Below are 14142 nucleotides of genomic sequence, written 5' to 3'. Positions count from 1 at the left end.
TTATGAAAGAAATTCTGGTAGCACTGTAGAATTAATGGCCTGCTATAACAGGTTAGAACTTCTTCTTTTCTACCATTTCGTGGCTTTTTAAATATAGTGGTAAGGCAGCCGAACCGTACCAGATGTATAATTCAGGTTCTAATAATTTTTCGCTGACAGCGGGGTCTGTGAGCAGCAACTTATTTGCTTCCTCAATGGTTTTAACATTTAAAATGAAAATCCCGCGGTATGACTTTTCATTTTTCTGTAAAGGCCCTGCAACTGTTAATAGACCTGCACCAACCAGGCGGTTGATATTCGCCATGTGACCCTTAAACAGGCTGTCTATTACAACTTTATCAGTGCTTTTGTTGATGCCTGTTTTTAAGAGTACAAGAACATAAGGTTTCATCCCGTAATCGTCGCTACCCAATGAATCCGCTAAGGCTTTATCGTATTTGGGGTTTTCTGTCTGGGCGTAAACGCTAATATTAAATACTAATAAGAGCGCAAGAGCTATGATTTTTCTCATTTTGATTTCTGTTTATTTTCTCTTATCAAAATTACAACAAGAGTTCCAGTTCCTATTTGCCGGTATGAAACTATTCGGTAGCTAACAGGTAACAAAGGTTAATTCTTTGTCTTTCTACTGAAATATGATTTGTAAATTTATGTACACCTACGAATAAATCAATTTTATGAAAAGCATCAAGACATTGCCGGCGGATTTATCCGATGCGATGAATCACTTCGTCAGGAAGCTTCCTGACCCTCACAGGAGTTTTGATTCAACAATCAAGGATGAAATTTCAGTGGCGGAGAAAAAGGTCACATTTATGGCTCAAAAAAAGAAGGGCGAAAAAGGCCTGTGCTGGGATATTAAGTATAACGTCTCAGTATCAAAGCATATGGCTGATTAAACATTCGGAGAGAAACAAGTTTTCATTCGATGGCGAGTACAAGAGTTAGCAACTAACTGCTTACGAAAGAGAACTTGACGTCTTAATACTGAGCTCTAACCATTTATTTATAGTGAGCACTAAATAGCGGTAGACCGGTTTTTTTAATGATCAAATCAGCCATACTTGGCTTAAACCACCGTGATACCATGCTTCGTCTGTACGACCCTAACACAACCAATGTATTTTGTCTCTCTTCAAGATATTCAATTATTTCTCGTTCAGGCATTCCTTCCAGCAGGTTAAACTTTGCCTCAGGGTAGTGGCATGAAATAAATTCATTAATCAAATGTTCCTGGGGAAAAGTATTTTGGGTTTGCTCCACCTTTACAGAAACGATTTCTGTAGGTAACGACTTCAGTTCCGGCAACATATAACTTAACATCTTTGCCGCATATACAGATGACGGATCACCGTCATATAAGAGCACTATACTTTCAATTTTCTGATAACTTGCGGGTACTAATAGTACCGGACATTGTACCTCTGCAAGCAGATCTCTGATGAATTGTGTGGGCAACTCTTCATCGAAATGAGTCAGCGTTTCTTTTGCGCCTATTATTAATAAATCGCTGTATACTGTTTCCTTTATCAGCTCTTGCAGGGCGATACTTTTATCATGATGCACAACATGCTTTATTTGAGCATCGGTACAAGTATCTTCAAAGGCCAACACTGCTTTCCGCCGGGTCTCAGTATCCTTTTCTATAAGCGATTTTACTTTAACGGCTGAAACACCCTCCTCACCGACCATGTCCGTGAGTTTATAGCTATGATAAGTAAAGTCATCCAGAAAAACTCCAACTAGCAGGCTTTCAGTATCGCTGGCAATGTCTATCGCATATTGTAATGTGCTTTCGGAAAACTTGAGCCCGTCAAACGCAGCAGTTATTTTTTTCATAAATAGTTTACTTCTTAGTCTTCTTAACTGTTTACCTTAATTACCATGATCCTCTCTTCTTACCAATAAAATATCATCCCGCTCAAGCGTTAGATATCCCGACTCATAACAGAAGTAATAGATCTTGCCGGTCTGAGTTTGATATATATTTGTGAAGTAGTCGAAATCGAAACCCTTTGCCAGCAGTTTTTTGCGGTTGGTTCTCATTTTACCGCCAGGGTTGAGTTCCTCCAGTATACGCCGATTACGTTTTAAAATATTGTTCACCTGGCGCATGTACATGCTATTTTCGGTTTGCTGACGATTGTTAAAATTACTTCGGCACAGATCATCACAAAACTTTTTATCAGAGCGGCCTTTTAGCTCTTCATTACAGTCCAGGCAAAGTCTTGCTTCCATTATGTCAAATCTTTAATAAGCTTATTCTTTAAATTATCAGTCAGCTTCATAAATATACAAAACGTTTGTATCCGTTTATAACCGATTATAATCGGATATATCTGATTATCATCCGGCTAATTTTTTTGTGTAGATGCAATTTTGTTCTGTCAATAGCAGGGAGCTGTTGTTCGTTAACAAATGAATACTAAAAATTAAAGCGATGAGTAATTTAAGAAACAGTGTGCGCCTGGTAGGATTTCTGGGCAGCGATCCAGAGATTAAAAGTTTAGCCAGCAACAAAAAAGTTGCCCGGGTATCTATTGCGACCAATGATTTTTATAAAAATGATAAAGGAGAAAGAATAGAAGAAACTCAATGGCATAATCTGGTCATGTGGGAAAGGAATGCAATTCTTGCCGAAACTTTCCTTCATAAGGGTAGTGAAATTAGTATTGAAGGCCGGTTGATCAGCAGGGTTTATACTGATAAGGCTGGGGTGAAAAAGTTTATCACGGAGGTAGTGGTGAATGATCTGATATTCCACGGAGGCAAAAAAGATGTTCAGCCTGTCAGTAAATAATCGCAAGAGCTTAACTTGATTACCGGCCTTTACGAACCGGGTTATCACTTGAGATATTGCTCTAAAATCCACGATTTTAAAGGGGTAGCTTAAAAGAATTCAATTCTTTTAAACTCCCCCTTTTTTTGTGTTCGTTAAGAACCTCAGAAAAAGTGACCATAGTAGTGCTTTTTTGTGTTGAAGGTTACGCTTTTCACCACTTTCAGTCATTCTGTGCTTAGCAACTCGGCAATACCTTTGGATTATATAATCAAAGCAAGTAGGCTGTTGCTCAATACAGAAATAGAAACAGCTTGGTGGAAAAATTTAAAGAATCGAAAATGAAAACTTCAAGCAACACAAAATGGTCAATGAAATCAGTCAGTAGTATACTGGTAGTTGCATTATTACTAAGCATTACTGCCATTACACAAAAAGCAACAGCGCAAAGTCCGTATAAAGTTATTACGACTTCCCAAATAAAAGTACTTGGAACTTCCAATCTTCACGATTGGGATATGACAGCCAACAACTTCACCTGCGAAGGAAATTTTTCGATAAATGACGGAGTACTTAAGGATCTCAGTTCTATGACTTTTACACTGCCGGTTACAAGCCTCAAAAGCAAAGAAAAGTTAATGGATACACGAGCATATAAAGCTTTGAACGCTGAAAAATTTAAAACAATCTCTTTCAAATTAACCGACGCTACTATTGTTCCTCTACAAAAGAGCATAAAAGCTACAGGTAACCTAACCATCTCCGGAGTTACAAAACCAGTAACTATTCAATCAACTTATGTGGTGAATACGGATGGAAGTATTACCATCAAAGGTTCTGAACCACTTAAAATGAGCAGTCATGGAATGAAAGCCCCAAGCTTCATGATGGGTGCGCTGAAAACCGGCGATGATGTAACGATTGATTTTATTCTGAAACTTAAAAAATAACTCAACAAAAACACACAACACTAATAATTACGGTAATGAAAACAAAACTACAAATACTCAAAGCTTCAGCACTTATGCTAGCCTGCTTAGGTTCTGGAATGGTTCAGGCGCAGGTGGTAACAACATCAAACAATACTGTTAATAATCTACGGGCATACGATCAATCCGGAATTAACGTCTTCGATGCACCTAAAGATACAAACGCGGTTTTCGATGGATTAAAATTAAAGTTCGGTGCTGGTTTTACACAGTCTTTTCAGGGTTTGGAGCATCAGAATACCTCTGGCGGACTATATAAAATTACACCGGGATTTAACACTGCCAATGCCAACCTGTATATGGATGTGCAACTTGCAGACGGTATCCGCTTAAACTTAACAAGTTATCTTTCTTCACGTCACCACAATGAAACATGGGTAAAAGGTGGTTATATTCAGTTTGATAAGCTTCCGTTCCAGGGTAAAATATGGGAAGATATCATGAAAGTTACTACTATCAAGATTGGTCACATGGAAATCAATTATGGTGATCAGCATTTCCGGAGATCTGATGGCGGCCACACGCTTTACAATCCCTTCATCGAAAACTATATATTAGACGGTTTTACTACCGAGATCGGCGGAGAAGTATTGGTTCGTAAAAATGGTTTATTTGGTTTGCTGGGTGTATCAAACGGTATGATTAAAGGAAACATTGATAGTTTGATTCCTACAGCTCAGGATGATAACATTCATAAATCTCCGGCTCTGTATTTAAAAGGTGGATTTGACAAGCAAATTAATGACCTGGTCCGGGTGCGCCTTGCAGCTTCTTACTACACCAATAAAAGCTCTGGTGGCCAGACATTGTATGCAGGCGACCGTACCGGTTCTAATTACTTTATGCCAATGGAAAAATTGGGAAGCACAGTTAGTGCAAACTTTACATCAGGCAGATTAAATCCTGGGTTCTCTAAAAAAGTTGATGCACTACAGTTGAATGGTTTCCTTAAAGTACAGGGCCTTGAACTATTTGGAACATATGAAGCTGCTCAGGGAAGAACTAAAAATGAAAGTAACGATCGCAAAGTGAGTCAGTATGCAATGGATGCAGTGTATAGGGTAGGTCAAAAAGAAAATGTATTCTTTGGTGTTCGTTACAACGCGGTAACTGCCAGGCTTGCAAACGTAGCTGCAGCCGGAACTGCTCCAGCTATCATCTACGATAATGACATCAAAGTTGATCGCTTAGCGGTCGGTGGCGGTTGGTTCATGACAAAAAACGTGATGCTGAAAGGTGAGTATGTTAAACAACAATACAAAGATGTACCGGTAGCCGATTACCGCAACGGTGGTGAATTCAATGGATTCGTTGTCCAGGCAGTAGTAGGTTTCTAACCAATAACTGTAAAAGCAGGCTGATCACTCAGTCTGCTTTTTTTATTTGATCTTCTAAAATCATGATCCGCTTTAAGCCTTTATTGATTGTTTTTATTGTCGTATTATCCGGTTTTAACCTTAGTGATAGCCGACCATATTTAACTAAGTGGGTGATCAGCAAAGGCTGCTCTCTTAAGGTAGGTGGTAGTACCAATGTTAATAAATTCAGCTGCGTTATTGCTAATCACTCAAGGCCCGATACACTGACTTTTTACAAAGGGGCGCCAACGGAGGCGATAAGGATAAGCGGGTCAATGAAACTGGATGTACAAAATTTCGATTGTCATAACCCGGTTATGACAAGTGATTTACGGAAAACATTAAAATCTAAAGAATTTCCCAAGTTAGCGATACGCTTCCTTAATTTAAGCAGATATCCCAAAAACAACGAAGAGGAAGCAGTAAGGGGAGATGTTACAATAGAACTCGCCGGTGTTACCAAGCGCTTCGATGTTGACTACAAATTTATACCGGAAGGACCTCATTCTGCAATTCTTATTGGAACGAGGCAGGTGAATTTTTCAGACTTCAATATTGTTCCCCCACGGAAGATCGGCGGGATGATCAAAACTAACAATGAACTGAATGTCGAATTCAATCTTAAAGTAAGAGTCTTGAACTAACAGATAAAGGTTAATTTGAATTTAAGTCTTAATGCTAATTTAATTTATAAAACTTGCAAAAATGGAAACAAAACAAAACTTAGAACTTCAGCGGTTATACCAATTAAGTAAGCATCAGTTATCAGATTTGATTTTCCTTGACGATGAAATGAAATTTATTAAAAGCTTAATATTTAAGTATTTTTTGCCTATGGTGCATGATTACAATGTAAATAGAATCCAATTAATTAACAGTCACCTATCTCAGTTAAGTTTAGTTAAAGCTAATGTATCAAAGGAACTTATGGTTTACCAGGGGCAATTAAACTCAAATATGAATGGTTTAGCTTTTCAAAGCAGCGACTTTCTTAAACTTGCAAGTGAACGTCTCAACGATGAGATATTAGACCTTAATAAATCTTTTAAGAATATCAAAAGAGAAATATTTACTATTTACAAAGATCTAACATTCAAAGAATCCTTAACCGGGGAAGCTCTGGTTTAACTACAATTAAAGATAATATGAAGAAGATTCTCTTGTCAGGACTTATTGCCGGAACAATATTATTCATTGTAAGCTACGGTGGGCTTTATGTGGGAGTAAATCTTTTTCCCGCTCTTTTTATGGAGTATATTAATCCCTTGTTTAATTCAGACGGCAGTAGGGATATCCTATTTTACATGCACGCCTTCATAATAAGTTTTTCCTTAGCGTGGTTCTGGGACCGGTTTAAAGGATTGTTCAATGGTCCGTTCTTACTCAGAGGCTTAGAGTTTGGCTTAGTATACGCGCTGGTGGCATTACTGCCGGTTATGTGGATCACCTTCAGTGCTTTAGATATCACGATAATAATGGTGGCAAGCTGGTTTATATATGGCCTTGTTCAATCGCTTATCGCCGGACTGGTATTTGCCAAAATTAATCCCTGAATCTACCATCAGAGAACCTTTGATGAAGCTGCAGATGAGGCCGGAGCTTTTTATTCGCAGTTACAAAAAGCCGGTTGAAACACATCCGGCTTTTTGATGCAATCTTAGTTTCGGTAAGGTTCTGGTCAACTTACATTATACGTTTTGATGTACTGGGGTTTCCACCTTGAAACTGTCCGATCGGATCCATCAAAGAACTACAGATATTGAACTGTAACTTTTGTAACTTTGGTATTAGTTTTTAGTGTTCAATCATCTATTAATTGATAAACCATTAATTATGAGAAATTTTTTCAACGCTATTTTGATTTCGGGTGTTTTGCTTTGTGCATCTGCTGCAAGCGCTCAGCAACATCAGCTTGTTAAATTATGGGAAACCGACTCCATTTTGAAGGTTCCAGAAAGCGTGTTATATCATTCAGGAAGTAAAACTTTGTTTGTATCTAACATAGATGGTAAACCTGCTGAAAAAGATTCACGGGGGTCGATAGCCAGGGTCAGCCTTGATGGTAAGAAAGTAAATAATAGTTGGGCCACCGGTCTGAGTGCTCCAAAAGGCATGGGCATCTATAACAATACTTTATATGTAGCTGATGTTGACGAAGTAGTTGGAATAGCATTAGCAACCGGGAAAATTACCAAGCGGATTCCTGTTCAAGGTGCCGTATTTCTAAATGATATTTCTATCAATAAAAACGGAATTATTTACGTTTCAGACTCCAGGCAAGGGAACGTACACCAGATTGAAAAAGGAAAAGTAAGCACCTTTCTGGAGAATCAGATGGGCGTTAATGGTCTGTTAGCTGTTGAAAATGATCTTTATTTGCTGGTAAAGGGTGCATTATGGAAAGCTGATAAGAGTAAAAGCCTTACAAAGATAGCAGAGGGCATGGATGAAAGTACAGACGGCATAGAGCAGACCACCAGTAAAGATTTTGTTGTTTCATGCTGGAGCGGCGCAATATATTATGTAAAAGCTGATGGCAACGTACAACAGCTTCTGGATACAAGACCGCAAAAAGTAAATTCAGCGGATATCGGCTTTGATGTTAAAACTAATATTGTGTACGTTCCTACCTTTTTCGGCAACAAGGTAGTAGCTTACCAACTTAAGTAGGCATCCGATAGCAATCCTATTTTTCCACTTCCAATAATGTCAGTTAACCTGTATATTGGGGCTAATAATCCTCCTCTTGAAGCCAACCGTTTTTTACGTCGAGAAAGAACCCTGCCCTGAACTGCATGAACATATATTGCAACACCTGCCGCGTATGCAACATTGGTACGAATGGCAGGGCTGTGAGCTGATCTATCTTCCATTGCATCAGCTCGGCAATATGCAGTGGAACTCCATCCAGCATTATTTAACCTATCAGTTTCCCGTCTTGAATAAGCCGGAATTTAAAGAAGTACTAGGCACTTTGCAAGAGCCTGCACACATCCTGGTAAACCGGCTCCTGGTTCAAACCAATTTGCAAACTTCTGATGGTAAAGCCTTTTTGATCTATACAGATGATGCGCTTTCTCAAATCGATCTACCTTTTCAAATTCTTGCATCCTATAATAGCTATAATATTACTGTTGCTGAGTTCTTTCAAACGGGGTTCCAGCAGTTATGGGATCTTCAACACCCTCCGTTCTTAGGGGATGAAGTTCAATTTTACGAAGCCGACCAGCAATTCTATAAGCACGATCGCGTTGAAACTCCTCCGCTTCGTCATCAACTGTCAGGTCACCAGTATTCTAATAAAATTGTAGTACCCGAACATGACGAGGCTATTCCAATATTATCTGAGGAGGTTAAAACGCACCTCGAGGGCCTTAAACAAATTGGCGATAAGGAGCTGATGCTAGATGTAGTGGTTCACCTGCTTAATAATCTGAATCCCTATTTAAAAGCTGATAAACAGGGTATACTGAAAATGATGAAGCAATACTGGAGTGAGTACGCGGTTACTCCACATCCAAGCCGCTTACTCATAAATCAGCATTCCAAACTCTTCCTTACTGATTTCGGAAACCTGGAGATCAAAATGTCGCCATTGCCGAAGACTTTATTTCTTTTTTATCTGCGCCATCCTGAAGGCGTTGCTTTTCCCTATCTATCGGATCACCGTGCCGAGCTTGAACAGATCTATTCTAAAATTACCAACAGTTCCAGCGCGGAAAGCATTCAAAAAAGCATTACTGATTTAGTGAACCCAGTAAACAATTCCATCAACGAAAAATGCTCACGTGTTAAGGAGGCTTTTGTTAAATCGCTGAATATTGCAATTGCTAAAGCTTACCTGATTGAAGGTCCAAAAGGCGGTCTGAAAAAAATAAATATCGACCGTGAACTCATCACATACGATCTTCCTCAGCTGCAAGGTTGCAGAGATTAGATAAGGGCGGCTTTTCGCCGGACATTTGTTCCATAAATCAAATTATTATGGAAAATCAAACAAACACCGAAATCATTTGCATCCTGGATAAGTCAGGTTCAATGCACTCTTTGCAGGCAGAAACTATTGCAGGTCTTAACAGCTTCCTCAAAAATCAGCAGCAGGAAGAGGGCCTTTGCAATTTTACCCTCGTTCAGTTTAACCAGGATGTGCAGGTTACTATCAAACGTGTGCCCATTCGGAAAGTCCGTTCGCTCACCGCTGAATCTTATCAGCCTGATGGCTACACGGCTCTGCTTGATGCCGTGGGGAGCACTCTGCAAACTGCCATGGAAACCCAGTTCTTTCTTGCGAACGCTCAAAGCCCGGAACGGGTTCTCGTATTCATCATTACCGATGGTATGGAAAACGCCAGCACCCGCTACACTAAGCCCCAAATTTTAAAAATGATAAAAGATCTTACCGATAACAAAGGCTGGGAGTTTCAATTCTTTGGAGCTAACATCGATGCTTTTAGCGAGGCACAGACGATCGGTATATCCAAAGATCAGGCTAAACAGTGGTCTTATAACAAGGAGGGTGTCAATTATATGATGAACGAGATCAGTGAAAAATCCTCAGAATTTAGAAAACGTAAGTTCTAAAACGGAAAATTTCAATTTACTCCAAACCAACAATTCAGTGCGGGCAACATCCCGAGCAATGATGCTGCCCGTTTTTTTAACTATTGGTACTCTAAAAACTTCAATAACATGACGGAAGTGATAAACCGTACTTATAATGCCGTAATTGGTATTAATGAAATTAAAGCTAACATTGCCTGGCAAAATGCCTTTCCCGTTAATAACTAAACATGTTCTATTGAAAAGACTTCGACATGCCCAAATACACCTGATCACAATCATCACCATATTCTTAATTCATATCTCTTTCACCGCTTTTAGCGAAACGCAGATCTCAGTCTGCTCCTGGAATCTAAAAGATTTCGGTAAAAGTAAAAGCGATGCAGAAATAGAATTTATCGCTACTGTTATCAAAGACTTTGATGTGATTGCCATCCAGGAAGTAGTGGCGGGAAACGGTGGTCCGCAAGCAGTTGCCCGCCTCCATGACGCTTTAAACCGAAAGGGAATGAAATGGGATTACGCGCTTAGCGAACCGACCTCAAGCAGTGCTTATAAAACAGAGCGGTACGCCTTCATCTGGAAAACAAGTAAACTTAAGAAAGTAGGGGATGCCTGGCTCGAACAACGTTATCACCAGGAAATCGACCGCGAACCCTATTTTATCAGGCTAAACTCAAATGGTAAAGATTTCACGCTTGTAAATTTTCATGCAATTACCAAGTCTATGCAACCGGAGACCGAGATTAAATATTTTAAGTTTCTGCCAGCCATTTACCAATCGCACAACCTGATTTTCGCAGGCGACTTCAATGTACCTCAATCTCATACTGTATTTAACCCGCTTCGAAAAATGGGTTATTCGCCTTCAATGGTTGGTCAAAATACCTCATTAAAAAAAACGTGTATTGAGAATGACTGCCTGGCTTCTGAGTTTGATAATTTCTTTTTTGTAAGCTCAAGATTAAAAAGTTACAATTCCGGCATTATTCCCTTTTACCAGGCATTTGCTGATCACGATGAGGCAAGGCTAATTTCTGATCATGTACCCATATTTTTTAAATTCTCTTTGAATTAAGTTTTTACGGTGAGCACCATTGTGCATCGAGCCCATTCCGCCTGCTATCTTTAATAATGCTATTTTTGAAAATATAATGGAGAATCAGGATAAAAAAAGGGAACTAATAATTGGGGCAGCGTTAAAGCGGTTTGCACATTTCGGGTGGGCTAAAACTACCATGAATGAAATTGCCTCCGATTTATCCCTCTCCAAGCCCCTGCTTTATTATTACTTTCCGGATAAGATCAGCCTCTTTGCTGCGGTAATGGATGCCATTATCAAAGAGATCGATAAGGAAATGGATGCTGGACTCGCAAAACAAACAGACAGTGAGAAGGCCATGTTCTTCTATCTCGACAAAAGACAGGAGTTTGTTCGAAAGTATTTCAACCTGTTAGAATTCGTTAGCTCCACAGGCCACGAGTTTCCTCAAAACCTGGTCGAGGTATTTAAACAAGCCCGTAATTCAGAGTTCTTAAAGATCAAAGCCATTCTTGAAAGCGGTCATAATAAAGGTGAATTCGTTGTTAAAGATCCTGCCTTCACTGCCGAAATTCTTCTTGACGCATTAGCCGGTATGCGAATAAATCATTTTTCCCCTTCAAAAAGCTTCTATCCTGACCGAAGCGAGTTTGATACAATCCTGAAAAAGGAAATGCAGTTGACTTCTATCTTTCTTAAGGGGTTAAGGCCCTAGACTCACAACTGTCATCCTCCTGTAAACACTAATCCTTCCTATAAATAAATTTTGCTTCCCACTTGGTTGCAATCATAAAATGCTTTTATCTTTGACCCATTAATTAAAATAGTCAGGAAGTTTAAAAGTAAAATGGTTGAAGCTGATAGAAAAAGAGAGTTGATCCTTGAGGGAGCCATTAAGCGTTTCGCTCATTTTGGGATTAATAAGACCTCCATGTCAGAAATAGCGGATGACCTTTCGGTGTCTAAGCCAGCGTTGTATTATTATTTCCCGGATAAGCAAAGCTTGATCGTGGCGGTAGCAGACCGGATTAGCTCAATTTATCTTCTAGAAGTTGAGAAGATCATTCTCGGGATCGCAGATAGAGAAACGGCTTTGATGGATATTATTGAGCTGAGAAGGGATTTTTTCCAGAAGTATTTTATGCTTCATATGGAAGAGGACTATTCGGATGCTTACCTGAAGGATCCTGCATTGATTGAGTTGTTACAGAGCATTAAGAAGCGCGAAGCAGCAATTATCGCTCAAAGTATTCAAAAGGGTGTTGACCAGGGCGATTTACAAAATATTGACGCTCTAAAAACCACCGAATTACTACTGGATACTCTCAGGGGCTTAAGATCCTGCATGAAGGTAGAGAAGTTGTTTCCTGACGCCTCAAGTTTTCAACAGGTGTTAGATAAGCAAAAAGAGGTTGCACGCATTTTCCTGAACGGAATTAGAAATCACGCCAATGGAAGAACGGATATTAAATAAAGCAAGGGAGCTGTTTTTTTCTTACGGAATCAGAAGTGTAACGATGGACGATATCGCCAAACATATGGGTGTGTCGAAGAAAACACTATACCAGTATTACACAGATAAAAATCAGATCGTTGAAAAAGTGTTTAGCGGTCTGGTTGCGGGCCATGCGTGTAAAGTAGAGTCCTTTAGTAACGAAGCCGACAATGCTGTGCAGGAAGTACTTCTTCAGACACAGGCTATTATCGAGATTTTTCAAACCGTAAAGCCAGCTGTATTTTTTGAACTTCAAAAATATTTCCCTGAGACAGGGCAGCTTGTTGAAGGACATAAGAGCGAATGTGTGCTGCAGGCTATTATAAAGAATCTTAAGAGAGGAATCGCGGAAGAGTTATATCGCCCAAGCTTAGAGATAGAGACCGTTGCACATATCCGGTTGATACAACTCAATTCAGTTTCGAATCTGCAGGATTTTCCGGCTGAGAAGTTTGATAGTAAATCAGTTCTAAACCATCTCACCGAGCTTTATCTCTACGGAATAACAAATGTTAAAGGACAGCAGCACATATCGCTGGCTGTATAAATTGAAAAACCAAAAATGAACACCATAAAAATGAAATCATCAACTCTAATAATGGCATTGTTTGCCTTGATACTCCCAATAGGAGTTTCGCAGGCGCAAACAATACAAGCTCCGCTTAATCTCAAAGACGCGCTGAACTATGCCATAAAGAACAGTGAAACCGTTCGGAAAGCCCGTTTGGATATTGAAGGTGGAAGATATAAAACTCAGGAAGTAAGGTCTGCCGCTTTGCCGCAGGTTACCGGAACCGGAACTTTTACCGACCAGATTATCAAACAGCAGCTTTTCTTCAATGGCCAGGTAATTCCAATTGGTACTACTTATAATGCCAGCGCCCAGGCTCAATTAAGTCAGCAGTTATTCAATCAGCAGGTTTTTACAGGTTTGAAAGCAGCGAAAACCAGCGAAGATTATTACAACCTGAATGCGGAGCTTACCGAGGAGAACATCATCGAGCAGGTGGCAACTAATTATTACCAGGTGTTAGTAAACCGCCAGAAGCTGGCTGTAATCGATACCAACATAAAAAATGTCCGAAAAATAGAGAATATAGTAAGTACTCAATACAAGAACGGTCTTGCCAAAAAGATTGATCTGGACCGCGTAAAGGTTAACATAACCAATCTGCAGAATCAAAGAGATCAACTGGTAAACGGTATCACACAACAGGAAAACGTGTTAAAGTATTACATGGGAATGCCCGTTAATACACCGATTGCTATTCCCGAAGCAGAGCTTGCCAAAATTAATCCATCCGTGCAGGACCTGTCTTCAGCTGACAGTTTAAACCTGAGCAACCGGACCGAATACCAGATCATTAAGAAACAGGAAGATCTGCTGGCATTACAGAAGAAGGCTTTTCAATCGGAGTATTATCCCACATTAGCGCTCACGAGCAATTACTCTTTCAACGGATTAAGTGATAAGATCAATTTCAAAGAGTCGCAAAGCTATGGAATGGGTGCTATAGGCTTAACCCTCCGGGTGCCCATCTTCGATGGTTTTGCAACCCGCTCAAGGGTTCGTCAGGCCCAGGTAGACATTCTCCAGAACAAGGAGGATCAGAGAAGCCTTTCTAACTCACTTAACCTGGATTATGAGAACGCGAAGATTGCTCTGCGTAACAGCGTCAATACCATTACATCGCAAACGGCCAATGTTACGCTTGCCGAAGAAGTTTACGCAAGTACACAGAATAATTACCGGAACGGTCTTGCAGGTCTTACCGATCTTTTAGATGCCGAAAATGCGTTAACAGAGGCTCAGAACAGCCATTCGCAGGCGCTTCTAAACTATAAGCTTGCCGAAATACAATTAGTAAAATCCAACGGAAACATCAAATCACTTTTAAACTAAAGTCCTGATACCTGCA

General features: G+C 39.8%; 18 protein-coding genes. 15 read left to right on the top strand and 3 right to left on the bottom strand.

Going from position 1 to position 14142, the window contains the following annotated elements; translation table 11 throughout:
* Positions 1 to 52 precede the first annotated feature (52 nt).
* A complete protein-coding gene (locus AC1MCB_RS08790; RefSeq protein WP_479968376.1) occupies positions 53 to 511 on the bottom strand; it encodes a YciI family protein in 459 nt (152 codons plus the stop codon).
* Positions 512 to 677: 166 nt separating this feature from the next.
* Between AC1MCB_RS08790 and AC1MCB_RS08785 the strand changes: the two genes are divergently transcribed.
* Positions 678 to 899, top strand: coding sequence for a hypothetical protein (locus AC1MCB_RS08785; protein ID WP_479968375.1), 222 nt, complete (start codon positions 678 to 680; stop codon positions 897 to 899).
* Positions 900 to 1002: 103 nt separating this feature from the next.
* Here the strand turns inward: AC1MCB_RS08785 and AC1MCB_RS08780 are convergent, their stop codons facing one another.
* Together AC1MCB_RS08780 and AC1MCB_RS08775 are read right to left on the bottom strand one after the other, a co-directional pair.
* Positions 1003 to 1839 (bottom strand): universal stress protein, encoded by an 837-nt coding sequence (locus AC1MCB_RS08780; RefSeq protein WP_479968374.1) that lies wholly within the window; start codon positions 1837 to 1839, stop codon positions 1003 to 1005.
* A 36-nt stretch (positions 1840 to 1875) separates the two neighbouring features.
* Entirely contained in the window at positions 1876 to 2238 is a 363-nt protein-coding gene (locus tag AC1MCB_RS08775) for a hypothetical protein (RefSeq protein WP_479968373.1), read from the bottom strand.
* A 202-nt stretch (positions 2239 to 2440) separates the two neighbouring features.
* Here AC1MCB_RS08775 and AC1MCB_RS08770 point away from each other — a divergent pair, with 202 nt between their 5' ends.
* The 14 genes from AC1MCB_RS08770 (at position 2441) to AC1MCB_RS08705 (ending at position 14126) form a co-directional block, all read left to right on the top strand.
* Entirely contained in the window at positions 2441 to 2800 is a 360-nt protein-coding gene (locus AC1MCB_RS08770) for a single-stranded DNA-binding protein (RefSeq protein WP_479968372.1), read from the top strand.
* Positions 2801 to 3120: 320 nt separating this feature from the next.
* Positions 3121 to 3729: a YceI family protein gene (locus AC1MCB_RS08765; protein WP_479968371.1), complete on the top strand. Its 609-nt coding sequence runs from the start codon at positions 3121 to 3123 to the stop codon at positions 3727 to 3729.
* A gap of 35 nt (positions 3730 to 3764) precedes the next feature.
* The gene (locus AC1MCB_RS08760) at positions 3765 to 5105 is read left to right on the top strand and encodes a hypothetical protein (RefSeq protein WP_479968370.1); all 1341 of its coding nucleotides are present in this window, start codon (positions 3765 to 3767) and stop codon (positions 5103 to 5105) included.
* A 62-nt stretch (positions 5106 to 5167) separates the two neighbouring features.
* A complete protein-coding gene (locus tag AC1MCB_RS08755) occupies positions 5168 to 5770 on the top strand; it encodes a YceI family protein (RefSeq protein WP_479968369.1) in 603 nt (200 codons plus the stop codon).
* A gap of 61 nt (positions 5771 to 5831) precedes the next feature.
* Positions 5832 to 6254: a hypothetical protein gene (locus AC1MCB_RS08750; protein ID WP_479968368.1), complete on the top strand. Its 423-nt coding sequence runs from the start codon at positions 5832 to 5834 to the stop codon at positions 6252 to 6254.
* A 17-nt stretch (positions 6255 to 6271) separates the two neighbouring features.
* Positions 6272 to 6679 (top strand): hypothetical protein, encoded by a 408-nt coding sequence (locus AC1MCB_RS08745; protein WP_479968367.1) that lies wholly within the window; start codon positions 6272 to 6274, stop codon positions 6677 to 6679.
* A 280-nt stretch (positions 6680 to 6959) separates the two neighbouring features.
* A complete protein-coding gene (locus tag AC1MCB_RS08740) occupies positions 6960 to 7796 on the top strand; it encodes an SMP-30/gluconolactonase/LRE family protein (RefSeq protein ID WP_479968366.1) in 837 nt (278 codons plus the stop codon).
* Between the two features lie 76 nt (positions 7797 to 7872).
* Positions 7873 to 9063 carry a hypothetical protein gene (locus AC1MCB_RS08735; protein WP_479968365.1) on the top strand — a complete coding sequence of 397 codons (1191 nt, stop codon included), beginning with the start codon at positions 7873 to 7875 and terminating at the stop codon, positions 9061 to 9063.
* Positions 9064 to 9110: 47 nt separating this feature from the next.
* Positions 9111 to 9707 (top strand): vWA domain-containing protein, encoded by a 597-nt coding sequence (locus AC1MCB_RS08730; RefSeq protein WP_479968364.1) that lies wholly within the window; start codon positions 9111 to 9113, stop codon positions 9705 to 9707.
* Positions 9708 to 9924: 217 nt separating this feature from the next.
* Positions 9925 to 10764: an endonuclease/exonuclease/phosphatase family protein gene (locus AC1MCB_RS08725; RefSeq protein ID WP_479968363.1), complete on the top strand. Its 840-nt coding sequence runs from the start codon at positions 9925 to 9927 to the stop codon at positions 10762 to 10764.
* 76 nt (positions 10765 to 10840) lie between these two features.
* The gene (locus AC1MCB_RS08720; RefSeq protein WP_479968362.1) at positions 10841 to 11443 is read left to right on the top strand and encodes a TetR/AcrR family transcriptional regulator; all 603 of its coding nucleotides are present in this window, start codon (positions 10841 to 10843) and stop codon (positions 11441 to 11443) included.
* 132 nt (positions 11444 to 11575) lie between these two features.
* Positions 11576 to 12202: a TetR/AcrR family transcriptional regulator gene (locus tag AC1MCB_RS08715; RefSeq protein WP_479968361.1), complete on the top strand. Its 627-nt coding sequence runs from the start codon at positions 11576 to 11578 to the stop codon at positions 12200 to 12202.
* On the top strand, positions 12180 to 12770 hold the full coding sequence (locus AC1MCB_RS08710; protein ID WP_479968360.1) for a TetR/AcrR family transcriptional regulator: 591 nt from the start codon (positions 12180 to 12182) through the stop codon (positions 12768 to 12770). The genes AC1MCB_RS08715 and AC1MCB_RS08710 overlap by 23 nt, the downstream gene beginning before the upstream one ends.
* A 15-nt stretch (positions 12771 to 12785) precedes the next feature.
* Positions 12786 to 14126 (top strand): TolC family protein, encoded by a 1341-nt coding sequence (locus AC1MCB_RS08705; RefSeq protein WP_479968359.1) that lies wholly within the window; start codon positions 12786 to 12788, stop codon positions 14124 to 14126.
* Positions 14127 to 14142 lie beyond the last annotated feature (16 nt).

Source organism: Daejeonella sp. AP26, from assembly GCF_056680515.1.
Note: the sequence above shows the minus strand (reverse complement) of the source record. Positions and strands in the feature narration are given on the sequence as shown.

Coding starts and splice junctions, on each gene's coding strand:
- AC1MCB_RS08790 (WP_479968376.1), bottom strand. CDS start 511: ATGAGAAAAATCATAGCTCTTGCGCTCTTATTAGTATTTAATATTAGC.
- AC1MCB_RS08770 (WP_479968372.1), top strand. CDS start 2,441: ATGAGTAATTTAAGAAACAGTGTGCGCCTGGTAGGATTTCTGGGCAGC.
- AC1MCB_RS08780 (WP_479968374.1), bottom strand. CDS start 1,839: ATGAAAAAAATAACTGCTGCGTTTGACGGGCTCAAGTTTTCCGAAAGC.
- AC1MCB_RS08765 (WP_479968371.1), top strand. CDS start 3,121: ATGAAAACTTCAAGCAACACAAAATGGTCAATGAAATCAGTCAGTAGT.
- AC1MCB_RS08730 (WP_479968364.1), top strand. CDS start 9,111: ATGGAAAATCAAACAAACACCGAAATCATTTGCATCCTGGATAAGTCA.
- AC1MCB_RS08785 (WP_479968375.1), top strand. CDS start 678: ATGAAAAGCATCAAGACATTGCCGGCGGATTTATCCGATGCGATGAAT.
- AC1MCB_RS08710 (WP_479968360.1), top strand. CDS start 12,180: ATGGAAGAACGGATATTAAATAAAGCAAGGGAGCTGTTTTTTTCTTAC.
- AC1MCB_RS08755 (WP_479968369.1), top strand. CDS start 5,168: ATGATCCGCTTTAAGCCTTTATTGATTGTTTTTATTGTCGTATTATCC.
- AC1MCB_RS08775 (WP_479968373.1), bottom strand. CDS start 2,238: ATGGAAGCAAGACTTTGCCTGGACTGTAATGAAGAGCTAAAAGGCCGC.
- AC1MCB_RS08740 (WP_479968366.1), top strand. CDS start 6,960: ATGAGAAATTTTTTCAACGCTATTTTGATTTCGGGTGTTTTGCTTTGT.
- AC1MCB_RS08705 (WP_479968359.1), top strand. CDS start 12,786: ATGAACACCATAAAAATGAAATCATCAACTCTAATAATGGCATTGTTT.
- AC1MCB_RS08720 (WP_479968362.1), top strand. CDS start 10,841: ATGGAGAATCAGGATAAAAAAAGGGAACTAATAATTGGGGCAGCGTTA.
- AC1MCB_RS08745 (WP_479968367.1), top strand. CDS start 6,272: ATGAAGAAGATTCTCTTGTCAGGACTTATTGCCGGAACAATATTATTC.
- AC1MCB_RS08750 (WP_479968368.1), top strand. CDS start 5,832: ATGGAAACAAAACAAAACTTAGAACTTCAGCGGTTATACCAATTAAGT.
- AC1MCB_RS08760 (WP_479968370.1), top strand. CDS start 3,765: ATGAAAACAAAACTACAAATACTCAAAGCTTCAGCACTTATGCTAGCC.
- AC1MCB_RS08715 (WP_479968361.1), top strand. CDS start 11,576: ATGGTTGAAGCTGATAGAAAAAGAGAGTTGATCCTTGAGGGAGCCATT.